This is a genomic window from Streptomyces fodineus, assembly GCF_001735805.1.
Classification (GTDB): domain Bacteria; phylum Actinomycetota; class Actinomycetes; order Streptomycetales; family Streptomycetaceae; genus Streptomyces; species Streptomyces fodineus.
Window position 1 is genome coordinate 754,696 of sequence record NZ_CP017248.1, and the last position, 22,311, is coordinate 777,006.

The 22,311-nt window shown below is 73.8% G+C and carries 18 protein-coding genes and 1 pseudogene; 11 read left to right on the forward strand and 8 right to left on the reverse strand.

The window, feature by feature from the left end:
- Positions 1-46 precede the first annotated feature (46 nt).
- Positions 47-1,318: an iron uptake transporter deferrochelatase/peroxidase subunit gene (gene efeB, locus BFF78_RS03315; protein ID WP_099055030.1), complete on the reverse strand. Its 1,272-nt coding sequence runs from the start codon at positions 1,316-1,318 to the stop codon at positions 47-49.
- A 38-nt stretch (positions 1,319-1,356) separates the two neighbouring features.
- Positions 1,357-3,384, reverse strand: a complete 2,028-nt coding sequence (gene efeU, locus BFF78_RS03320) for an iron uptake transporter permease EfeU (RefSeq protein ID WP_069776874.1) — start codon at positions 3,382-3,384, stop codon at positions 1,357-1,359.
- Positions 3,385-3,595: 211 nt separating this feature from the next.
- On the opposite strand from efeU, the gene BFF78_RS03325 reads away from it, so the two are divergent.
- The 5 genes from BFF78_RS03325 to BFF78_RS03345 are packed head-to-tail and all read left to right on the forward strand — an operon-like array spanning position 3,596 to position 7,682.
- Positions 3,596-4,261, forward strand: coding sequence for a DedA family protein (locus tag BFF78_RS03325; RefSeq protein WP_069776875.1), 666 nt, complete (start codon positions 3,596-3,598; stop codon positions 4,259-4,261).
- Positions 4,258-4,866: a phosphatase PAP2 family protein gene (locus BFF78_RS03330; RefSeq protein ID WP_069776876.1), complete on the forward strand. Its 609-nt coding sequence runs from the start codon at positions 4,258-4,260 to the stop codon at positions 4,864-4,866. Before BFF78_RS03325 ends, BFF78_RS03330 begins: the two co-directional genes overlap by 4 nt.
- Entirely contained in the window at positions 4,863-5,618 is a 756-nt protein-coding gene (locus tag BFF78_RS03335) for a phosphatase PAP2 family protein (RefSeq protein WP_069776877.1), read from the forward strand. Before BFF78_RS03330 ends, BFF78_RS03335 begins: the two co-directional genes overlap by 4 nt.
- The gene (locus BFF78_RS03340) at positions 5,572-6,249 is read left to right on the forward strand and encodes a response regulator transcription factor (RefSeq protein WP_069776878.1); all 678 of its coding nucleotides are present in this window, start codon (positions 5,572-5,574) and stop codon (positions 6,247-6,249) included. The genes BFF78_RS03335 and BFF78_RS03340 overlap by 47 nt, the downstream gene beginning before the upstream one ends.
- Before the next feature lie 14 nt (positions 6,250-6,263).
- A complete protein-coding gene (locus BFF78_RS03345) occupies positions 6,264-7,682 on the forward strand; it encodes a sensor histidine kinase (RefSeq protein ID WP_079161126.1) in 1,419 nt (472 codons plus the stop codon).
- 130 nt (positions 7,683-7,812) lie between these two features.
- Here BFF78_RS03345 and BFF78_RS03350 read toward each other — a convergent pair.
- The 3 genes and pseudogenes from BFF78_RS03350 to BFF78_RS03360 form a co-directional block, all read right to left on the reverse strand.
- A pseudogene (locus BFF78_RS03350) lies at positions 7,813-8,109 on the reverse strand (proteasome subunit beta); the annotation flags it as partial.
- Positions 8,110-8,139: 30 nt separating this feature from the next.
- The gene (locus BFF78_RS03355; RefSeq protein WP_069776880.1) at positions 8,140-9,120 is read right to left on the reverse strand and encodes a lysylphosphatidylglycerol synthase domain-containing protein; all 981 of its coding nucleotides are present in this window, start codon (positions 9,118-9,120) and stop codon (positions 8,140-8,142) included.
- A complete protein-coding gene (locus BFF78_RS03360) occupies positions 9,117-10,595 on the reverse strand; it encodes a hypothetical protein (protein ID WP_079161744.1) in 1,479 nt (492 codons plus the stop codon). The genes BFF78_RS03355 and BFF78_RS03360 overlap by 4 nt, the downstream gene beginning before the upstream one ends.
- Positions 10,596-10,762: 167 nt before the next feature.
- On the opposite strand from BFF78_RS03360, the gene BFF78_RS03365 reads away from it, so the two are divergent.
- Both BFF78_RS03365 and BFF78_RS03370 read left to right on the forward strand, forming a co-directional pair.
- Positions 10,763-11,146: a BlaI/MecI/CopY family transcriptional regulator gene (locus BFF78_RS03365; protein WP_069776881.1), complete on the forward strand. Its 384-nt coding sequence runs from the start codon at positions 10,763-10,765 to the stop codon at positions 11,144-11,146.
- Positions 11,143-12,036 carry a M48 family metalloprotease gene (locus BFF78_RS03370; protein WP_069776882.1) on the forward strand — a complete coding sequence of 298 codons (894 nt, stop codon included), beginning with the start codon at positions 11,143-11,145 and terminating at the stop codon, positions 12,034-12,036. Before BFF78_RS03365 ends, BFF78_RS03370 begins: the two co-directional genes overlap by 4 nt.
- Before the next feature lie 88 nt (positions 12,037-12,124).
- On the opposite strand, the gene BFF78_RS03375 is transcribed toward BFF78_RS03370, so the two are convergent.
- Both BFF78_RS03375 and BFF78_RS03380 read right to left on the reverse strand, forming a co-directional pair.
- Complete coding sequence (locus BFF78_RS03375; protein ID WP_069776883.1) at positions 12,125-14,497, reverse strand: glycoside hydrolase family 65 protein; 2,373 nt, start codon at positions 14,495-14,497, stop codon at positions 12,125-12,127.
- The gene (locus BFF78_RS03380; protein WP_069776884.1) at positions 14,494-15,234 is read right to left on the reverse strand and encodes an HAD family hydrolase; all 741 of its coding nucleotides are present in this window, start codon (positions 15,232-15,234) and stop codon (positions 14,494-14,496) included. The genes BFF78_RS03375 and BFF78_RS03380 overlap by 4 nt, the downstream gene beginning before the upstream one ends.
- Positions 15,235-15,319: 85 nt before the next feature.
- On the opposite strand from BFF78_RS03380, the gene BFF78_RS03385 reads away from it, so the two are divergent.
- The gene (locus tag BFF78_RS03385) at positions 15,320-15,982 is read left to right on the forward strand and encodes a nucleoside/nucleotide kinase family protein (RefSeq protein WP_069776885.1); all 663 of its coding nucleotides are present in this window, start codon (positions 15,320-15,322) and stop codon (positions 15,980-15,982) included.
- A gap of 6 nt (positions 15,983-15,988) precedes the next feature.
- On the opposite strand, the gene BFF78_RS03390 is transcribed toward BFF78_RS03385, so the two are convergent.
- Positions 15,989-17,818: a hypothetical protein gene (locus BFF78_RS03390; protein ID WP_069776886.1), complete on the reverse strand. Its 1,830-nt coding sequence runs from the start codon at positions 17,816-17,818 to the stop codon at positions 15,989-15,991.
- Between the two features lie 107 nt (positions 17,819-17,925).
- Here BFF78_RS03390 and BFF78_RS47345 point away from each other — a divergent pair, with 107 nt between their 5' ends.
- The 3 genes from BFF78_RS47345 to BFF78_RS03410 all read left to right on the forward strand — a co-directional run bounded on the left by BFF78_RS47345 (position 17,926) and on the right by BFF78_RS03410 (position 22,167).
- Positions 17,926-18,630 (forward strand): hypothetical protein, encoded by a 705-nt coding sequence (locus BFF78_RS47345; protein ID WP_069776887.1) that lies wholly within the window; start codon positions 17,926-17,928, stop codon positions 18,628-18,630.
- 60 nt (positions 18,631-18,690) lie between these two features.
- A complete protein-coding gene (locus BFF78_RS47805; protein WP_227025693.1) occupies positions 18,691-21,171 on the forward strand; it encodes a phospholipid carrier-dependent glycosyltransferase in 2,481 nt (826 codons plus the stop codon).
- A gap of 78 nt (positions 21,172-21,249) precedes the next feature.
- Positions 21,250-22,167, forward strand: a complete 918-nt coding sequence (locus BFF78_RS03410) for a MurR/RpiR family transcriptional regulator (protein ID WP_069776888.1) — start codon at positions 21,250-21,252, stop codon at positions 22,165-22,167.
- Positions 22,168-22,311 lie beyond the last annotated feature (144 nt).

A 22,311-nucleotide genomic window follows, 5' to 3' on the forward strand; every position in this document is an offset into this window, starting at 1 on the left:
TACAACCGCACTTGCAACCGATGTGCAATAAGGACGCCGAATGGTGTCAGGTGGAGAGCATGCCCCGGCCCAGCCAGTCCTTGGCGTCCCGCACGCCGGGCAGGGCGAAGAAGTAGCCGCCGCCCGTGGGCGAGATGTAGTCCACCAGGGGCTCGTCGATCAGCCGGGTCTGCACGGCCTCGAACTGGCGCTTGACGTCCTGGTTGTAGCAGCAGAACACCAGGCCCATGTCGAGGTTGCCGACGTTGTCCACGCCCCGGTCGTAGTTGTAGCCGCGGCGCAGGATGCGGGAGCCGTCGGTCTCGGCCTTGCGCGGGTTGGCGAGGCGGATGTGGGCGTCCAGCGGGATCGCGGTGCCGTGCGGGTCCTTGGCGTACTGGGGGATGTCGGTCTCCTTGGCGCCGTCGAGGGGTGCGCCGGTGTCCTTGCGGCGGCCGAACATCTTCTCCTGCTCGCTGAGCGAGACCCGGTCCCAGAACTCGACCAGCATCCGGATGATCCGGATGACCTGGTAGCTGCCGCCCGCGGTCCAGGCGGGCTCGCCCTGGCCCTCGCCGACCCAGATCAGCTTGTTCGTCTCGCGCGCGGAGGTGACGTCCGGATTGGCGATGCCGTCCTTGAAGCCGAGCAGGTTGCGCTGGGCGCCGGTGGGGCGCGGGGCGTTCTGGAAGCCGTCGATGCGCCACTTGATCTGCATGGCGCCGCGGGTGTGCCGGGCGATGTCGCGCAGCGCGTGCAGCACGGTGTCCGTGCTCTGGGCGCAGATCTGCAGGGACAGGTCGCCGTGGCACTCCGCCGCGTTCAGGTTGTCGTTGGGGAAGGTCCGCATCGGGGTCAGCCGGGCCGGCCTGGCCTTGGCGAGACCGTAGCGGTCGTCGAAGAGGGAGGCGCCGACGCCGACGGTGACGGTGAGGCCGTCCGAGGGGACCTCGGGGCCGAGGATGCCGTTGTCGGAGGGCGGCGCGCCGACGCCCAGGTCGGCGGGGGCGCCGCCGGAGGTGAGGAACCGGGCCCGCTCGGTGATGGTCTTCAGCAGCTCGGTCAGGCCCTTGCGGTCGTCGGCTATGACGTCCAGCGAGACGAACGTGGCGGCGGCCGGCGCCGGGGTGACGATGCCTGCCTGGTGGGTGCCGTGGAAGGGGACCTTCGCGCCGCTGTCGGCGTTCGCCTGCTGGGCCTGCGCGGTGCCGCCGCCCTCGCCGAGGGCGAAGCCGCCGCCGGCCAGGACCGCTCCCGCGGCACCGGCACCCAGCGCGGTCCGCACGAAGGAGCGGCGGGCGGGGCCGACGGGGCAGGTCGGCGTGTCGGCGGTCGGCATCGGTGGGTTCCCTTCGGTGTGCGGGTGCGCGGTGGTCATCAGGCGGACTTCCGGATCTCGAGCAGGTCCGGGATCGGGGCGAGATCCTCCAGCAGCTGCCCGGTGGCGCCGTTCAGGCGCTGCCGGTCGGTCGCGGAGAGCTGGTCGACGGGGGTCCAGTGGGTGCCGTCGTGGGCCGCGTCCAGGAGCTTCTGCACGCGTGCGATGTCCGCGTCGACCGCAGGGAGCACCTGGGGTGCGCGGCTGAGCAGCGGCTTGAGGACGGTGAGCAGTTCACGGGTGCCGGAGAGGTTGGCGTCGGCGGTGGCGAGGTTCGTGCCGCTGCCCTGGTCGGTGTCGCCGGTCAGCTCGAACTGGAGGGTGTTCTCCAGGATCTCGTGCGCGCGCAGCGGCAGGTCGCCGGGGTCGAAGTCCTGGCTGGGGAAGGCCTTCTGCAGTCCTGCGGCGTCCGTGGCGAGCCGGCGGGCGGGAGCGGTGAGGTCCTTGGCGGACTGGCCGTGCCACAGGCCGTACTCGAGGCGGTGGAAGCCGGTGAAGTCCTTGTCCTGGACGCCGTTCGGCAGCCCGTCGGCCCGGCCGTTGATCTTCTTGTCGAAGTCCTCGAAGGTGCCGTAGGCGGCGCCGAGCGAGGAGTAGGTGCGGTGGGCGGTGAGCCAGTCGGTGCGGGCCTTGTCCAGGTGGTTGCCCTGGATGTCGTCGGCGAGGGTGCGGGTCTGGGCGACCAGGGTGGCCAGGCCCTGGCCGACGTACGTCTTGTACGCCTTCAGGGGTGCGGCGAGGTCCTGTTCGGAGACGGGGACGACCGGCTTGGCCGCGCCGCCGCCGCTGACGGTCACCGGCTTGGAAGTGACGGCCTTGCCGCCGGTGGGGACACAGCGCCAGGCGTAGGTGCCGCCGGCGACGGTGGCGACGAGGTCGCGGGTGGTGCCGGGGGCCAGGCCCTCGATCTCGCCGTAGACCGCGCTGGTCGAGGGGTCGATGAGGTACACCTCGGACGTCTTGCCGCCGGTGTTCTGCATCTGGAAGGTCTGCCGGCCCGGCCTGGGCGCGGTGAAGCCCTTGCCGCACTCGGTCTCGGAGACGGCGACGGTCTGGTCACCGGCGGGCTTGGGCCGCGAGAGGGCGACGACGAGTCCGGCGATCACGGCGGGTACGGCGACCACGGCGGCCGGCACCACCCAGACCGGCCGGCGCCGCTCGGGCCGCTCGGCCTTCGGCTCCCGCACGGGGCGTTCCTTCGCGGCCTTGGGGGCCGTGGTCCGCACACCGCGCACGAACAGGGTCATCACGACGGCCAGGTAGGCGGCGTAGGCCACCACCTGGAGCCAGGTCATGGTCGGGGTGAGGTTGAACACGCCCTGGATCAGGGTGCTGTACCAGGAACCGGCGTCGACGCCGCTCGCCAGGTCGACCGCGTAGGCCGTCTTGCCGGGCAGCACGCCGCCCTCCTGGAGGTCGCGCAGGCCGTAGCCGAGGACGCCGGCCGCGATGACGATCAGGACGGCGCCGGTGGCGGTGAAGAACTTCGTCAGGTTGATCTTCAACACGCGCCGGTACAGGCCCCAGCACAGGCCGGCCGCGAGGACGAGGCCGATGCCGGCGCCGGTCAGCGGTCCGGCCGACTCGCCGGCGGCCTGCGCGGTGGTCCACAGGAAGAGGGCGGTCTCCAGGCCCTCACGTCCGACCGCCAGGAAGGAGGTGAGGACCAGCACCCCGGAGCCCATGGCGAGGGCGCCGGTCACCTTCTCCTTCAGCTCGCCGGAGAGGCTGCGGGCCGAGCGGCGCATCCAGAACACCATGGCGGTGACGAACGCGACGGCGATCACACTGAGGGTGCCGCCGAAGGCTTCCTGGGCGGTCTGCGGCATGGACGCGGCGGTGAAGGTGAGCACCGCACCGAAGCTCATCGCGACGGCGACGGCGGCCAGGACACCGGTCCACACCTGGGGCAGACGCGAGCGTGCCTCGGCCCTGACCAGGGTGGCGACGAGGATGGAGACGATGAGTCCGGCTTCCAGTCCCTCCCTCAGTCCGATCAGGAAACTCGGAAACGCGTCGTCCCACATGCCCTGCTGCCCTCCCTGTTAGTTAGTGAAGGCATACCTTACCTTCGCGACCATCATGGCGATGTCGATGTAGTCAGCCGGTCACAAAGCGGCAATGGACAGGTAAAGCCCGGGAACGAAGGCCACCCTCCGTTCGTCTACAGGTCGATAGACCGTCTACAAATGTGTAGTCGGATCTTGTCGAGAAAGTCGATGGAAAGGGCGTACGGCGATGGCCGCTTCCCCCCACCTGGCGTCGCAGCTCGCGGTCAACGTGCTCGACGCCCACTCCCTGCTCGCCGCGTTCGGCGTGCTCGGCGTCGGCGTGGTGCTCTTCGCGGAGACGGGCCTGCTGATCGGGTTCTTCCTGCCCGGGGACTCACTGCTGTTCACGGCGGGGCTGCTGTGCACCGGCTCGTCCGACCGGGGGGTGCACCTGACGCTCGGACCGCTGCTCGTCGCGGCGGCCGTCGGCGCCCTGGCCGGCTCGCAGTGCGGGTTCCTGCTCGGCCGTAAGGCGGGCGGCGCCCTGCTGGCCCGCAGCCGGTCGGCGAAGCTGCGCGAGGGCGCACAGCGCGCCGAGGAGCTGCTGGAGCGGTACGGGCACGCGAGAGCGATCGTGCTCGCCCGCTTCGTCCCGGTGGTGCGTACGGTGCTGAACCCGATGGCGGGCGCCCTCGGCGTCCCCGCCCGGACCTTCACCCTCTGGCAGGTGGCGGGCGGGCTCGTGTGGAGCCTCGGTCTCACCCTCGCCGGATACGCACTGGGCTCCTCGATCCCGAACGTCGACAAGTACCTGCTGCCGGTGATCGCCCTGATCGTCCTCGTGTCCCTGCTCCCGCTCGCCGCCGAGGTGCTGCGCTCCCGCAGGGCGGCCAAGGAGGAGGCCCGCGGATGACGCAGACCCTGTCGGGCTCGCACGTCGACGGGCCGCTCTACATCGACGTGGTGGACCTAGCCCACCGCTCCCCCGGCTGGCTGGACGGCACGATCGCCGTGTGGTCGGCGTACGGCCTGGCGGTGTTCGCGCTGCTCATGATCGTGGGCTGGTGGCGGGCCCGCCGGGACGGGGCGACCGCTGCCATGACGGCGCTGACCGTGCCGGTGGCGGTGGTCGTGGCGTTCGCCGTGAACAGCGCCGTGAAGCCGCTGGTGGCCGAGGACCGGCCGTGCCGTGGCCTGGCCTTCCGCACGCTGGAGGCGTGTCCCGCGCGGGGCGACTGGTCGTTCCCGAGCAATCACACCGCGGTCGCCTTCGCCGCGGCCGTCGCCCTGTTCTTCGTCTCGCAGCGGCTGGGCGCGGTGGCGTCGGTGTGCGCGCTCGCCATGGCGGCCTCCCGGGTCTGGGTCGGGGTGCACTATCCGCACGACGTCGTCGCCGGGGCGGCGCTCGGCTCGCTGGTCGGCTTCCTCGCGATGATCGTCCTGCGGCGGTGGCCGACGGGCCTGGCGGGGCGGCTGGCCGGCACCTGGATCCGCCCGCTGCTGTCCACTACGGCATGAGGGCCAGAAACCTCGCCGACCCGGCGGGGACGGTCGCCCTGGGCGCCTGGATGGCGTTCGCGGCGCTGGCCGCGGTGCTGGTCAGCGACCAGGGCGGCCCGCTCTACCTGGACCAGGGCCTGCTGTCCTGGTCCGTCGGGCACCGCCCGCCGGTGGCGCTGGCGGTGGCCCGCGGGCTGACCGCCACGGGCACCGGCGTCGTGCCGTATGTCCTGGCGGTCCTGGCCGGCGTGATCGCGGGGCGCACCGCACGGCAGCGGCTGACGGCCGTCCTGCTGGCCGTGGTCTGCCTCGGCGGGGGCCAGGCCGTGCGCTACGGCGTCATGGACCTGGTCCGCCGGGCCCGGCCGCCGGCGTACGACTGGCAGACACACGCCTCCGGCTGGTCGTTCCCCTCGGGCCACACCACCACGGCCGCGCTGGCTGCCGGCCTGCTGATCACGGCCCTCTGGCTACGCGCCCCGCACGGCCGTACCGTGCTGTGTCTGCTGGTCGCCTGCTGGGGAGCGGGGGTCGGACTGACCCGCGTCTTCCTGGGCGTGCACTGGTTCACCGACGTGATCGGCGGCTGGCTGTTCGCCATCGGCTGGCTCGGTGTCTTCGTCTGCGCGGTGGCCCGGTGGCTGCCCGGTCGATACCTTCCCCGTGCACCGGAGGAGCCGGGCACATCGCACAATGACACGGCCGACCGGCCGGTGGAGAGACATGCGACCCAGGATCCTCATCGTCGAGGACGATCACGCCCTGCGTGACGTGCTGCGCCGTGGTCTGCACGACGAGGACTTCGACACGGTCTGCGCCGGCGACGGCGCCACCGCCCTGCGGCTGGCGGCACCGGACGTGTCCGCCGTCGTACTGGACGTCGGCCTGCCCGACGCCGACGGCCGCGACGTCTGCCAGGCGATGCGCGCGGGCGGCTTCCTCGCCCCGGTCGTCTTCCTGACCGCGCGGCACGGACTGACCGACCGGCTGTCCGGCTTCTCGGCCGGCGGCGACGACTATCTCCCCAAGCCGTTCCACCTCGCCGAGCTGGCCGCCCGGCTGCGCGCCGCCCTGCGCCGGGCCGCGCCCCCGACCGCGTCCCCGGCCGCGTCCGCCGCCGCGGACGGACTGGTGCTGGACGCGGTCCGGCACAGCGCCACCGTGCAGGGCAGGCGGGTCGATCTCACCCCGACGGAGTTCCGGCTGCTGGCGGCGCTCACCGCGGCCGGCGGGGAGCTGGTGCGCCGCCGTGATCTGGTCCGCGCGGGCTGGCCGGAGGGGGCACAGGTCAGCGACAACACGCTGGACCAGTACCTGACCCGGCTGCGCCGCAAGCTGCGCACGGCGGGCAGCGAACGGACCATCGCCACGGCACGAGGGATCGGCCACCGCCTGACATGAGGTTTCCGCACCGCATGCCCTCACCGGGCACCCGCGCCCGACCGCTGCCCGGCCGCGGGGGGCCGTTCCTCAGCCGTACGGCGCCGCGCCTCGCCCGTCTCGCACCCCGCACCCTGCGCGGCCGGCTCTCCCTGGTCGCGCTGACCACCGCCGCGCTGCTGATGGTGATCCTCACCGTCGCCTTCAACACCGTGGTCCGCCACCGTCTCCAGCGGGAGGCGGACGACGAGCTGCGCACCCGCGCGGCGGCGGTCGCCACGACCATCGACACCCGTCACGGGCGGGTCCGGGTGCTGGAGACCTCCGGCGACCGGCTCCTGGACACCAATGCGTGGATCTATGCGGGCGGCAGGCTGCTGGAACGGCCGCCGTCCGGCGCCGGCACGCTCACCCGCGCCGCCGATGCCCTGACCGCGCGCGGCCGGCGCGGCTGCGCCACGGTGCACGGCCCCGACGCGGTACGGCTGTGCGCGGTGCCGGTGCCCGGTGCGACGGGCCGGGCCACCGTGGTCACGGCGCTGGACCTCGCGCCGTACCGGAGTTCGGCCAAGACGCTGCTGCTGGGCTCGTTCGCGCTGGACGCGGTGATGCTCGCCTGCACCTATGCGCTGACCCGGCTGGCGGTGGGCCGGGCGCTGCGGCCGGTGCGCATGATGACGGACCAGGCGACGCAGTGGAGTGCCGTGGGATCCGAGGAGCGCTTCGCGGGCCGTGGCCGGCCGGCCGAACTGGCCGCGCTCGGCGGCTCGTTGGACGCGCTGCTGGACCGGATCCGGGCGGTGCTGCGCCACGAGCGGCAGCTGACCGGGGAGCTGTCGCACGAACTGCGCACCCCGCTCAGCCGGATCGTCGCCGAACTGGACTGGTGGGGCTCCCGGCCGCGCTCCGACGCCGAGACCCGCGCGTCCCACGAGGTCATGGCGGAGGCCGCGCAGTCGATGCGCACCATCTGCGACACCTTGCTGGACGAGGCCCGCGAGGGAGTGCCGACGGCGCCCGGCACCGCCGACGTGCCGACGGTGCTGCACCGCCTGTCCGCTTCCGTGGCCCCGCCGGATCCGGTACGGGTCGCCGTCGGAGGCGGCCCGGGGCCGCTCACGGCGGGGGTCCAGCCGGCGCTCCTCGAACGGATCGTCAGCCCGTTGCTGGCCAACGCCGTGCGGTACGCCCGTACGACGGTCACGCTCACCGCTTGCCGGATGCCCGGCGGGGTACGGGTCGAGGTCACCGACGACGGCCCGGGCGTGCCCGAAGCCTTCACGGACCGGCTCTTCCAGCCCGGCAAGCGGGCCGATCCCGGCGACGGGCACGGCGGGGCGGGACTCGGGCTGTCGCTCGCCCGGCGCCTGGCCCGCTCCGCCGGCGGGGAGGTGTGCCACGACCCCGGGCACGAGCCCGGGGCGCGGTTCGTGGTCACCCTGCCCGCCGGATGACGGCCGTCAGACCGTCTGCAGTGGACGGTGACTGCGGGCACCTTGTTCCGCTGAGGGCTTGGCGCGGCGCGGGGTCAGGGCGTGGCGTGCGGTCCGGCCGGTGGAGCTTCTTCAGGGCGCCCCGGGCCTACGGGGAGCCGGAGTCCTCGGAGTAGAAGCCGCGCTTCTCGTACAGGCCGCCTGCCGCGTCGTGGCCGAAGACGCGGCCGCGTCCGCCCCCGGGCGAGGTGAGGCCGTAGCCGGCGAGCAGCGGGAGGACGGCGAGGCCCCCGCATGGCCTTCGCGAGGTTCCGGCGGATCGTGGCCGCGAGCCTGGTCGCCTTTGCCGCACCACCTCGACGGCCAGGCCTACGGTGCCGGCGAATGCGCCGGCCGTGAAGTCGTCCGCGGGGCGCACCTTCTCCGGGTCGCGCTGGGCGATGAGGTTGCGGCCGGGGCGAGGGAGACTCCCCGTCCCTCACAGGGCTTTGCGCCGCACCAGCAGCGCGAGCACCAGCAGGCCGGGAAGCAGGGGCAGCCACACGGTCAGCAGCCGGTAGCCGAGCACGGCGGAGGCGGCGGCCGAGCCGGGGGCGCCGGAGACGGTGAGGGCGAGGGCGAGCGCCGCGTCCAGGGAACCCAGGCCGCCCGGGGTCGGCAGCAGGGCGGCGGCGCTGCTGGCGGCGAGGTACAGCAGGGCCACCTGGAGCGGGGGCAGCGGAAGTTCGATCGCCTGGGTGACGGCGATGAGGACCAGGCAGTGCAGCGCGGCGAAGGCGAGGGAGCCGCCCCACAGGGCCACCGCTCGCGCCGGGCAGGCGTGCAGGGCGCGGATGTCGGCCAGGACGGCCGACAGGGCCCGGCGGCAGCGCGCCCACCAGGGGGTCGCCGGCAGGGCCGCGAGCAGGACGAGTCCGCCCAGGGCGACGGCGAGGGTCGTCGGGGTGAGGTGCGGCGGGCGGAGCAGGCCCGGGCAGGCCGGGGCGAGCAGCGCGATCAGTGCCAGGCGGACGGCGGCGCCGGCGGTGGCCTTGACGGCGAGGGCGCTGGCCGAGCGGCCCGCGGGCAGTCCGCAGCGCATCAGGAACCGCAGGTTCACCGCGCCGGCGCCGAGTCCGGCGGGCAGCAGGTGGTTGGCGGCGGAGGCGGCGAACTGGGCGGCGACCAGCCGGGGCCGGGGCAGCCGTCGTACGACCGCGCCCTGCTGGGCGAGCGCCGAGGCCGCCCAGGTGCCGACGGCCGCGGTCGCGCCGAGCAGCAGCCAGCCCTGGTCGGCCCCGGCCAGCCGCCCGGCCCCGCTCTCCAGGGCGGGCCAGTGCCGACGGGCCAGGTACAGCCCGCCGAGCAGGACGGCGAACAGGACGCCGGCGTGCCAGTAGGCATGCCGGCGGCCGAGGGAGGTGGCGGGTTGCGGCGGGGACGTGACCGGCGGTCCCTCGGTATGGAGCGGGGACGTCATCGGCCGCCCCTGGGCAGGAAGTAGTACAGCCGTTGCCCGTCAAGCGGTTCGGACGGCCAGTCGCGGGCGTATCCCGGCGGCCGGGAGCCGTCCGGCACCAGCGCGGCGACCGGCATCCGGCGGGCGGTTGCGGTGATGGCGTGCTCGGTGCTGCCGGCGTCGTGCCCGGACGTCGTGGCCGAGGCGCAGCCGGTGTAGAACGCGACGGGGACGGCCGCGTTCCCGGTGAGCAGGCAGGGCGGGCGCACGCCGAGCCGGTGCAGGGCTGCTGCGGTGCGGGACCAGCCGCGGCGGTCTTCGGTGGTGTTGGAGACCGTGTTCTCCAGGACGGCCAGCTGCACCGCGAGATGAGCGGCGAGTCCGAGGCAGAGCAGGGGCGCGACGACCGGGCGCCAGGGCCGGCGCGGGGCCGTGACCAGGTACGCCAGCGCGTCGGCGACCGGGAGTGCCAGCAGGGCGTAGGCCGGCAGCAGGAAGCGCGGGGCGGCGTAGCCGATCAGGAACAGGTACGGGAAGGCGGCGGCCACCGCGCAGGCGAACGGCACCAGCGTGGCCGTCGTACGCCGGGCGCGGACGGCGACGACGAGGCCGAGCACGGCGAGCAGGGGCAGGACGAACCACCAGACGGTGACCACCGGATGGGGCACATCGCCGGTGCACGGGCGGCACAGCGCCCGGCCGCCGAGGCTGCGCAGCTGGTCGACGACGGCGAGGTGCCGGCCGAGGCCGCCCTGGATCGCCGAGGCCTCGGACAGCCGGTGCACCAGGCCGCCGTAGCCGACGTACGCCTCGATCACCCACTGCGCGGCGCCGGCCGCGAGCCCGGCGAGCAGCACCGTGAGGGCCCGCCAGTGATGGCGCGCGAGCCCGAGGGCGAGGAGCGGCAGCACCGCCCAGACGGCGTCCATGGGCCGCATCGAGGCCATGAGCACCCCGCTCGCCGCCAGGCCCCACAGGGCGCCCCGGTCGGCTCGGGCGCGCAGGAAGCAGCCGGCGGCGGCCAGGGCGCCGACGGCGACCCAGTAGTTGGGCATGGCCTGCGGGCCGTAGAACAGGGTGACCCACAGGGAGGCGAAGAGGGCGCCGGCGAGGGCGAGCACGCGCACCGGGAACAGGCCCCGCCAGGCGCGCAGGGCCAGGTACAGGGCGAGGCCGGACAGCAGCGCGAGGTAGATCCGCAGCAGCGCCGTGGAGGTGGACCAGGAGGCGACGGGCGCGACGAGCAGGGAGACGCCCCAGGCACGCGGGGCGCTGAAGAAGGCGGCGGGAGCCTGCGGGCTGACCTGGCTGACGTACACCGTCTCGTCCCAGCCGAGGCCCATGCCGGGCCGGACGAGGAGGAGTTGGGCGAGGGTGAAGACGGCGGCTACGGCCGCGAGCGGTGCCATGGTACGGACCGGACGGGTGCCGCCGGGCGTGCGAAGCGGGCGCGAGCGCCGGATTCCGGCGAATGTGGCATGCGCGCTGCCGGCCATCATCACCCCTCTGCCCCCGTGGACATGCGGGGCCCTTGCAACCCTACAACCTGTAGGGCCTTGGACGGGAGTCGGGGAAAACACCGTCAAACTATCCTGAATCCCTGCCCGGTGCGGAGCGGACGGGGCCATCCGGCCGATGGCACTACGCGCTGTAAGGTTGGGGCATGGCTGGCACAGGGTCCCGCGCCGGGGCGGAGCGGCGCAGCGCCGGTGCGCTGGAGAGCGAGGTACTGGCCGCCCTCTGGGCCACCGAGCGGCCGCTGACCCCGGCGGAGATCCAGGCCGAGGTCGACGGCGCCCTCGCCTACAACACGGTGCACACCATCCTCAAGCGCCTCTACGACAAGGGGCTGGTGCTGCGGGACGCCGACGGGCGGCGCGGCGCGTACCGGCCGGCGAAGAACGCGGCCGAGCTGACCGCCGAGGCCATGCACGAGGCCCTGGACCGGGGCCCGGACCCGATCGCCGCGCTCCAGCAGTTCGTGACGGGGCTGAGCCCCGAGGAGGAGCGGGCGCTGCGCGAGCTGCTGGCCGGAGGCGGCGCATGAGGTTCGACGTGTACAGCCCGCCGGTGCTGTCCCTGCTGCTGTCCCTGGTGGGGCCGGTGATCGCCCGGCGGGTCGCTCCGGCGCTCGCCGCGCGCGTGCTGACCTCGGCCGCTGTGCTGACCGCCGCGGCCACGACCTGGTCGCTGGTCCTGCTGGCCACGGCGCTGCTCGGGAACGCGCCGCCGGTGATCCGCGAGGCCCGGGAGAACGGGCATCCGGTGACGGATCCGGTGCCGGAGGTGATCGGGCTCGCCGCCTTTGTGGCGCTGCTGGCGATCGCCCTGCGGGTGTACCGGGCGGTCCGCGCGCAGCGGTGCACCCGGCGGGCCCTGCGGCGGCTGTGCGCGGGCCACCCGGCGGACACCGAGCTGATCGTCGCCGCCTCCGAGGTGCCGCAGGCCTTCGCGATCCCGGGCCGGCCGGGCCGGATCCTGGTCACCTCGGCGATGCTGAGCGCCCTCGAGCCCGCCGAGCGGCGTGTCCTGCTGGCGCACGAGCGCGCCCATCTCGCCCACCGGCACGGGCCGCTGGTCACGGCGGCCACGCTCGCGGCGGCGGCCGACCCGCTGCTCGGCCCGGTGCGTACGGCCGTCGGCTTCCTCGTGGAACGCTGGGCCGACGAGCAGGCGGCGGCCACGGTCGGGGACCGGCGGACCACCGCCCGCGCGCTGGCGCGGGCCGCGCTCACCGCCGGCCGGACCCGCACCGCCTGCGCCCTGCACTTCACCGACCGGGCCGTCACCCGGCGGATCGCGGCCCTGCAGGCCGGACCGCTGCCCGAGCTGTGGCCGGCCGCGGCGGCCGTCCTCCTCCTGGGCACCCTGCCGGCCCTGCTCGCCGCCGACGCGACGACCGACTTGCTGCGGCAGCTGTCGGGCGTGCTGAACTGAGCCGTCCGCGGCACCGCCGTGGCTGGTCACGCCCACGCGGCGGTAGCCGCATGCCAAACACAGCCCCGCGTCCTTCGGGGTGCATGACTCAACCCCCGCTCGGCGCGCGATGCAGCGGCTGCTCCGGAGCAGGCCGGCGGCATACCGGCGGCACCGCCCGCACCGCCGGCTCGTCCGTGCTCACGGTGAGCGGCTCGCCATGGTGGCGCAGGGTCAGCGGCGGGCCGGCCAGCAGCGCGTACGTGGCCTTGTCGGCGCCGATGTCCACGCGCAGTCGCCGGCCGCGGAACTCGACGTTGAAGGCGAGCCGGCCCAGCCGCTCGGGCAGGCGCGGCGCGAACCGCAGCCGCTCGCCGTCCCGGCGCATCCCGCCGAAGCCCGCCACCAGGGCCATCCACGTACCGGCCAGCGAGGCGATGTGCAGCCCGTCGCGGGTGTTGTGCTCCAGGTCCTGCAGATCCATCAGGGCCGCCTCGGTGGTGTAGGCGTAGGCGAGGTCCAGATGGCCCGTCTGGGCGGCGATGACGGCCTGGCAGCACGCCGACAGGGAGGAGTCCCGGACGGTCAGCGGCTCGTAGTAGGCGAAGTTCCGGGCGACCTGCTCCGCGCCGTCGGCGCCCTCGTCGTCGTACCCCTTCGCGAAGAAGTCGCCGCAGGTGTACATGGCCAGCACCAGGTCGGCCTGCTTGACGACCTGCTTGCGGTAGAGGTCGAAGTAGGGGAAGTGCAGCAGCAGCGGGTACTGGTCGGGGCGGGTGCCGGTGAAGTCCCAGCGCTGGTAGCGGGTGAACCCGGCGTGCTGTTCGTGGACGCGGAGTTCGTGGTTGTAGGGGATGTGCATGGCCTCTGCGGCGTCCCGCCAGGCCGCGCTCTCCTCCTCGTCCACACCGAGGCGGGCCGCCTCGCGCGGATGGCGTTCGGTGGCTTCGGCGGCGGCGAGCAGGTTCTGCCGGGCCATGAGGTTGGTGTACGTGTTGTCGTCGGCGACCGCGCTGTACTCGTCGGGTCCGGTGACGCCGTCGATGTGGAAGACGCCGTGCGCGTCGTGGTGGCCCAGCGAGCGCCACAGCCGGGCCGTCTCCACCAGCAGTTCCACGCCGGCCTCGCGCTCGAACGCGGTGTCGCCGGTGGCCTCGACGTAGCGGATCACGGCGTCCGCTATGCCGGCGTTCACATGGAAGGCGGCGGTGCCGGCCGGCCAGTACGCCGAACCCTCCGGGCCCGCGATGGTCCGCCAGGGGAACGCGGCCCCGCCGAGCCCCAGTTGGGCGGCGCGCTCACGGGCCTCGTCGAGGGTGTTGTACCGCCAGCGCAGCGCCTCGGCGACGGCCGCGGGGGCGGTGTGGGTGAGCACGGGCAGGACGAACATCTCGGTGTCCCAGAAGGCGTGCCCGTCGTAGCCGGAGCCGGTCAGGCCCTTCGCCGGAATGGCACGCTGCTCGGCGCGGCTGCCGGCCTGCAGCACATGGAAGAGGGCGAAGCGGACCGCCTGCTGGACCTCCTCGTCGCCGTCCACCTCGACGTCCGCACGGGCCCAGAAGTCGTCCAGGCAGCTCCGCTGCTCCGCCAGCAGGCCCGGCCAGCCGTCGTGCGCGGCGGCGGCGAGCGCGGCGTCGACCTGGTCGGCCATCGCGGGCAGCGAGCGGGCGCCGGACCAGCCGTGGGCGACCAGTTTCTCCACCCGCAGCGTCTGTCCCGGCTCCAGTACGGAGGTGACCGTCAGCCGGGCCACGTCGCTGCCGCTCTCGCTGCGTGTGGTGGTGCGCTCGGGGCCGCTGACGGCGTGGTCGGCGGCCACGGCGACCCTCAGGCCGCTGCGCCGGGTGCGGTGCACGAGCCGCAGCCTGCTGCCGGAGGCGAAGTGGTCCTCCTGCTCCAGCGGCGACTGCAGCGCCATGGCGGCGCGCGGGTCGCCGTTCGGCTCGGGCAGGCTCTCGTTGGCGACCAGCTCGGACTGGATCACCACCCGGCTGCGGCAGCCGACCGCCTCCACCTCGTACGCCACCGCGGCCACCGCGCGCTGGGTCAGCGACACCAGCCGGGTCGAGCGCACCCGGACCGTGGAGCCCGCCGGGGAGGTCCACTCGCAGGTCCGCTCCAGCACGCCGCGGCGCAGGTCCAGGACCCGCTCGTGCGAGAGGAGCCGCCCGTAGCGCAGGTCGAACGGCTCGTCGTCCACCAGCAGCCGCAGGATCTTGCCGTTGGTGACGTTGATGACCGTCTGGCCCGACTCCGGGTAGCCGTAGCCGGCCTCCGCGTACGGCAGCGGGTGCACCTCGTGCACACCGTTGAGGTAGCTGCCGGGCAGGCCGTGCGGTTCGCCCTCGTCGAGGTTGCCGCGCCAGCCGACATGCCCGTTGGACAGGGCGAACACCGACTCGCTCTGGGCGAGCACGCCGAGGTCCAGGGCGGTCTCCCGCACGGCCCACGGCTCCACGCTGTACGACCGGTCGGTGATCACTGCTTTCCTCCCAGCTCGGCGAGGTCCTTCACGACCGTGGTGGCGCCGTGCGCGTACAGCGCGTCGGTCTGGCCCACGCGGTCCACGCCGACGACATATCCGAAACCGCCCGCGCGGCCCGCCTCCATACCGGCCAGCGCATCCTCGAAGACGGCCGCCCGTGCCGGGGCGACGCCCAGGTCGTGGGCGGCGGCGAGGATGGTGTCGGGGTGCGGTTTACCCGGCAGGTGCCGTTCGGCGGCCACCACGCCGTCGATCCGTACGTCGAAGAAGTGCTCTGCGCCGACCGAGCGCAGCACGTCCCGGCAGTTGGCGCTGGAGGAGACGATCGCCGTGCGCAGCCCCTCGGCGCGGACGGCCTCCAGATAGCGCAGGGTGCCCTCGTAGGCCTCCACGCCGCCGGTGCGGATCCTCTCCAGCAGCAGGACGTTCTTGCGGTTGCCGAGGCCGTGCACGGTTCGTGCCTGCGGTGGGTCCTCCGGGGTGCCCTCGGGCAGGTGGATGCCGCGCGAGTCGAGGAAGGCGCGCACGCCGTCGGCGCGGGGGCGGCCGTCCACGTACTCGTCGTAGTCGGTGACCGCGTCGAAGGGCCGTCCCTGCTCCCCCGCGTAGTCCCGCAGGAACGCGTCGAAGGTCTCCTTCCAGGCGGCCGCGTGCACGACGGCCGTCTTGGTGACGACCCCGTCGAGATCGAACAGACAGGCCTGGATTCCGTCGGGCAGACCGAGCTGAGTCATACCGAGCACTGTTCCCCATGGGGCGCCGTCCAGTGAGTGGCGCACGCCACACTATGCGCGAACTCCCGGTGACACACTCTGCTGTGTGCCGCTGACCTTCGACGACCTCCTCGACCGTGCCCGTGGTCTCGTCCGGGACGGCCGGCGTGCCGTGCTGGGCATCGCGGGCAGTCCCGGTGCGGGCAAGACCACCCTCGCCGAGCATCTGGTGCGCGCCCTGAACGCCGACGGGCCGCCCTGGGCCGCACAGGTGCCGATGGACGGCTTCCATCTCGCCGACGCCGAGCTGGACCGGCTCGGCCGCCGCGACCGAAAGGGCGCACCGGACACCTTCGACGCGGCCGGGTACGCGGCGCTGCTGCGGCGGCTGCGCGAGGACACCGACGAGGTGGTGTACGCGCCGGGGTTCGAGCGCGTGCTGGAGCAGCCGATCGCGGGCGCGATCCCGGTGCCGCCCGCCGCCCGGCTGGTGGTGACCGAGGGCAACTACCTTCTGTTGACGGAGGGTTCGTGGGCGTGGGTGCGGCCGTGCCTGGACGAGGTGTGGTTCTGCGAGATGGACGAGGACGAGCGGATCCGCCGGCTGGTCGCCCGGCACGAGGAGTTCGGCAAGGACCACGAGACGGCCGTGGCCTGGGTCCTGGACACGGATCAGCGCAACGCCGACCTGGTGGCGACGACGCGGGACAGGGCGGACCTGGTGGTACCGGTCGGCGCCCGGCCGGCGCCGGTGCTCCCCGAGCGCTGACGACACTCAGCGGCGGAGGGTGAGGGTTGGCTCCCCGCGGCTGTCGCCCGCGACCGCGCCGACGACCGCCGTGAACGCCTCCGTACGTACGACGAGTCCGTCCCCGCCCTCCTCGCATACCGGCCCGAACGCCCCTCCCGGCCCGTACCGCACCGCGAACACGTGCAGTCCCTCCGGCGCGCCCGGCGCCGGCCCGGCCTCCAGGGCGCTGGAGGAGACGAGGTGCCGCCAGCCCTCGTCAGGGTTACCGTACCCGCGCGGATCGGCGGCGAGCGCGAACGCCGCCTGTTCCTGGGTGAGTTCGGCGCGGGCGTCGAAGTGGTCGGGGCCGGTGTCCGCGGGGTGGGTCAGGCGCAGGCCGCCCGCCGAGGCGACCTCGCCCTCGGCGCTGCGGCGCACCCGGTCGCCGTCGTCGGCGGCGTACGGCAGCCCGGACAGCAGGTACGGCGCACCGTCGAGCCGTTCGACGGCGACCGTCACCCACAGGCGCGTGCCGTCGGTGACGTACAGCGAGCGCACATGGCGCAGGACGTGGTCCCGGCCGACGACCGGCTGGGTGACCAACTTCGCCGCGAGCCCGTCGGCGCGGACGTCCCGGACGCGGACCTCGCCCATCGGGCGGCACAGCAGGAAACCGTCCGCGACCGGGCCGAACCCGTGCCGGCGGCGCACGGCAGCGGGCAGGTAGTAGGTGCCGGCCGCCTCGATCAGGGAGGGGGTCATCCGGCTGTCGAAGGCCACCGAGACCGACCCGAGGCGCAGCTGATGCCGGACGGGTACGGCCGACGGGGTGCGGTGCCAGCGGGTGGTGTCCTGGATCTGCCAGACCAGCATGAAGGCGAAGTGCCCGTCGATCCCGCCGTCCCGCTGGACCGCGTGCCGGCCCCACCGGGTGTCGCCCCGGTAGCGGCCCAGGTCGGAGCCGATGCGCGCGCTGAAGTAGCGCAGACCCAGCACGGATTCGAAGCCGGAGTGCTGTTCGCTGTAGCGGGGACCGCCGATGTCGTAGCCGCCGGAGGTCAGGCGGGCGTCGATGTAGCGGGCGAGGGTGTCGCCGTCCTCGGCGAAGATCTCCGCTCCGCTCACCCGGTGGGCCTGGGCCAGGAAGGACAGGGAGATCGGGCCGTAGTTGTTGTCGTAGGCGCCGCCGTGCTCGGGCGGCAGCAGGGCGCCCCGGTCGCGGACCCGGTGGGCGCGGATCTCGTCGGTGTACAGGGCGAGGGCGCGGGCGCGGACCGGTGCGGCGTGCTCCGCGGGGAGATGACGCGCGAGCATCAGGCCGCCGACCACACAGCCGATGGCCTGGTTCCCGGCCGCCTGGGGATTGAAGAAGGTGGCCTCGGTGAGCCGGCGCCAGTATCCGTGGGCCATCTGCCGTAGCTCGGCGCGCTGTTCGTCCTCCAGGAGGCCGTCGGCCGCGTCGAGGATGTTGACCGCCTGGAGCAGGGCCCAGACCGTGCTGGGCCAGTCGCCGACCGGATGGGCGCCGGCCTCCAGCACGTAACGGGCGTACGGCAGTCCGGAGTTGGTGATCCGGAGGTTCGGGTAGCCGGGGTTGTCCTCCGTGTAGCGGCGCTCACGCAGATGGAAGGCGAGGCTGCGGCGGACCGCCTCCGGCAGCCGGGGGTCCTTGCCGCGCTGCCAGGCGAGGGCGAGCAGGGAGGTGATGCCGAGGGAGGTGTCGCCGATGTCGTGGTGGGCGCCGGGGTGTTCGAGGCTGCCCTCGGGAGTGATGCGGGCGAGGGCCTGCTCGGTGACGTCGGCGAGGACGGCGTCGTACGCCCGCGGGGTGTCCGGCAGGTCGTGCAGCGGAGCGCGCTGGTAGGGCAGGTGCACGCTGTTCAGCCCTTCTTCGGGTGGTCGCCAGGCCTGCCGGCAGTCTCCCCTGGAAGGCCTTCCGCCAGTCTCCTGCGGCAGGAGCCGGTGGTTCGTTCCTGCCGTACGTGACCGCGGAACAGCGCCGCGAGGTGCTGCGCACCACCGCACTGCCCTCCGGGTATGCGCTCCTGGGCGGCTTCGAGCAGTGGGGCCGGCTGAACCTGTTCGCCGCGGCGGACGGATACGGCGCCTTCGACTCCGGCGTCAGCGTCACGCTGGTCGCGGCGGCCGGCGGGTTCTGCGGCGCCGACGCCTGGCGCAACGACATCGACGGGCGCGGCGGCCTGACCAAGCGTGGCGCCGGCGCCGTGACGCCGACCGGCCGCAACCGGTACACGGGCGGGACGGTGCCGGCCGGGGGCACGTCGGCCGCCGGCTCCGAGGACGCCCTCGGCCACGGGGACGTGCGGGTCGTGGGCGGCAGGCTGCGGGTGACCCGGCGGCTTCGGGTGCGCGGCGGGAACGCGCAGGACGCGGGCACGCTTGAGGTCACCCTGCGCACCGGCGGCAAGGCACCGCTGACGACCGACCGGGCGGGTGGCCGTGCTCGGCGACGCGGCGGTGTTGTCGCTGCGGCTGGACACCGGGCGGCCGCCGGCCGCGGGCAGCACCCTGCCGGTCGTCGGCGTGCCCCGGTTGCGCAGCCGGTTCACCCGGATCGAGGTGAACTCCCAGGTGCTGCGGGCCGTACCCGTGTACACGGCAGAAGGTCTGCCGGTACGACTCGTGAAGCGGTGACGCCCCGGGCGGCGGGAACGGTGCGACAGTAGGGCCATGATCGGGCCCACGACCGTTCCCGCCGCCCCTCGGCCGGTGCCACCGCGGGGCGGATGATGGCGCGCGAACAGCAGCTGGTCCTCAGCCGGACGGCTCCCGCCGAGGCACCGGCCGGACCCTCCTCCCCGGTGCGCCGGCACCGCCGTCGGCTGGTGCCGCTCGTGGTGGCGCTGCTGCTCGCCCAGATGGCCGTGGCGATGGTCACCACGGCCGTCCAGCAGACCCCGACCATCGACGAGCCGGTGTACGTCGCGACGGCCACCGACTATCTGCGCGAGCACCGGATCCGCTACAACCCCGAGCATCCACCGCTCGGCAAGCTGCTGATCGCGGCCGGTGTGGCGGTGGCCGACCCGCGCTACGACCCGTCGTACGCCGGCACGCAAGGGGATGTGGGCCGGCATCTGCTGTACGAGTCCGGCAACGATCCCTGGCGGGTGATGCTGTGGGCCCGGCTGCCGGTGATCGCCCTGACGCTGCTGTTCGGCCTGGTGGCCTTCGCGTTCGCCCGAGACCTGACGGGTACGGCGGGCGGTCTCGTGGCACTGGCGCTGTACACCTTCTCGCCCGATCTGATCGCCCACGGCTCCCTGGCCACACTGGACGTCCCGGCGGCCGGATTCGTACTGACGTCGGCCTGGCTGGTCTGGCGCGCCAGGCGACGCCCCCTGCCGTACCTGCCACTCGCCGGCGCGGCTCTCGGCGCCGCCATCGCGACCAAGATGAGCACACTGCCGGCGGTTCCCCTGCTGATGGGGCTGGCCGCGCTGTCGGTCTTCGCCGGGGGACGGGGGCGCGAGCTCCCGCCGCCGGACCGGCCGGACGCGGGCCCTGGCCGGGACCGGGACATGCCTTCGACCGGCAAGCGGGACAGGGGCATTGGCCAAGACCGGGAGCTGCCGTCGACCGGCGGGCCGGACGCGGGCCCTGGCCGGGACCGGGACATGCCTTCGACCGGCAAGCGGGACAGGGGCATTGGCCAAGACCGGGAGCTGCCGTCGACCGGCGGGCCGGACGCGGGACCCAGCCACAAGCGGGACATGCCACCGGCCGGCGGACGGGATGCGAGCGACGACCCGGACCAGGACATGCCACCGACCGGCGGCGGGCCGGACGTCGGCCCGGGCCGGGAACGGCACACGCCCCCAACCAGCCAACCGGAGACGAGCATCGGCCGGAACCAGGAGATCCCACCGACCGCCGCGCCGGACACGGGACCCGGCCGCAAGCCGGACATGCCCCCGACCGGCGGACGGGATGCGAGCGACGACCCGCACCGGGACATGCCACCGACCGGCGGCGGGCCGGACGTCGGCCCGGGCCGGGAACGGCACACGCCCCCAACCAGCCAACCGGAGACGAGCATCGGCCGGAACCGGGAGATCCCACCGACCGGCGCGCCGGACACGGGACCCGGCTGGAATCGGGATATGGGGATGCCGCCGACCGGCGAGCCGGATGCGAGGCCGGGCCGGGGGCGGCAGGTACTGGCCGCGCTCACGGGCTCGGCCCGCTGCCGCCTGCGACAGGCCCTGGCCCCCCTCGCGGGTCCGGCCGGTGCTCTGCGGCACAGGGCGCTGTCCGCGGGCGCGGTCGGCGGTCGGCGTCGGGCGGCGTGGTCGGCGGTCGGCGCGGCGGCGCTCGTCGCGCTGGTGGCGGTCGCTGTGGTCTGGGCCGTGTATCTGGCCGTCGATCCGCGTCTGCGGTTCTCCCCCGCCGAGCCCGTTCCGGCTCTGCACGGGCTGCGCGGCGGGCTGGTGGATCTGCTGCCGGTGCCCGAGGCCTACCGGGCGGGCATGCGGGTGCAGTTCGGGCTGGAGGCCTACCCGTGGCAGGGGTATCTGTTCGGGCACGTGTACACCGGCTCGCTCTGGTACTACCTGCCCGCCGCCCTGCTGGTGAAGACACCGCTGGGGCTGCTGGCGCTGGGTGCGGCCGGTGCCGTGGCGGTCGTCGTGGTACGGCGGCTGCGGCCCGTGGCGCCGTATCTGCTGCTGCCGCCCGGCGTGCTGCTCGCGGCGGCGATGACGGGATCGCGGGACTTCGGGACGAGGTACGCCTTGTTCGTGCCGATGTTCCTCGCGGTGGCGGCGGCCTGTGCGCCACGGTCCGGCCGGCGGTGGACGGCCGCCGCGACGGCCGCGCTGGTGCTGTGCACGGCCGTGAGTTCGCTGTGGACGTTCCCGTACTACGTGCCGTACGCCAACGAGGCGTTCGGCGGCCCCGCCCAGACCCATCGGCTGCTGCACGACTCCAACGTGGACTGGGGACAGGACCTGGGCCGGCTCGCCGACCGGCTCCGGCAGCGGTATCCGGGCGAGCGGGTGTGGCTGGTGTACAAGGGCAGCGGCGTGCCGTCGTACTACGGCATCCGCGCCGCCGACCCGCGTACCGTTCCGGCGGAGCGGGTGCACGGGCTGCTGGTGGTGTCGGACTCCGCGCTGGCCAAGGCGCGCGGACGGCTCGCCGAGCTGATCGCCGGCAGTCGGCCGGCCGGCGAAGTGGGACATTCGATCAGCCTCTTCCGGCGTTGAAACCTCCTGCTCAACCCCCTGGTCATGACGGTGGGTGAGCTATGTTGAGTGCTTGTGGCAGACAAAGGAGGCGGACCTGTGCCCTCGCCGCAACAGGCGCGCGCACAGGCATCAGCGATCAAGTCCGGCAAGACCGTGCCCACGGCCGAGGCCTCCCCGACCTCCCGGCTGAGGGAACTCTTCGACGGCCCCCGTCTGTCGCCGGGCCAGCGGCGCATCGCCCAGTACCTGATCGAGCACATCACCGAGGCCGCGTTCCTGTCCATCACCGAACTGGCCGACCGGGTCGGGGTCAGCCAGCCCTCGGTCACCCGCTTCGCCGGTGCCGTCGGCTTCAGCGGCTACCCCGCACTGCGCGAACGACTCCAGTCGATCGCGCTGAGCAGCCTGGCCGGCGGGCCCGCCGAGGAGAACCGGGCGAATGAGCTGCAGGCGGCCGTGGACGCCGAGATCGAGAACCTGGAGAACCTGCGGCGCGACTTCGCCGACCCCGACCAGATCATCCGGGTCGGCCGCGAGCTGTCCCGCTCCACCCCGCTGACCGTGCTGGGCTTGAGGATCTCGGAGTCGCTGGCCGAGTACTTCGGCTACGCGGCCCGCCGGATCCACCCCGATGTGCGGCTGGTCACCCGGGGCGGCAGCGTGGCCTACGACACGCTGATGCAGTGCCGTGAGGCCGGCGGCACCTGGGTGCTCGCCTTCGCCATGCCCCGGCATTCCCAGGAGACGATCCAGGCCGTCAAGGTGGCGCGCGGCGCCGGTCTGAAGGTCGCCCTGGTGACCGACCTCGCGCTCGGGCCGCTGGCCGACGAGGCCGATGTCACCTTCGCCACCGGCACCGGCTCCCGCCTGGTCTTCGACTCCTACGCCGCACCCGGTGTGATGGCCGCCGCGCTGCTGCAGGCCATGACGGACGCCGATCCGGAGCGCACGCAGGCCCGTCTGGAGAAGTACGAACAGCTCTCCGATCAGCACCAGTTCTTCCTGAAGGACTGATCCGGACCGCCCGGGCGGGGTTGATCCACCACCAAGCGCGCATGAATGTTTTCATACGGCTTGCAAAGCGCACGGCATATATAAATACTGCTCGCACCACCGCCCCGAGAAAGCCGACGGACCGCCCATGCGTACGCACGTCTC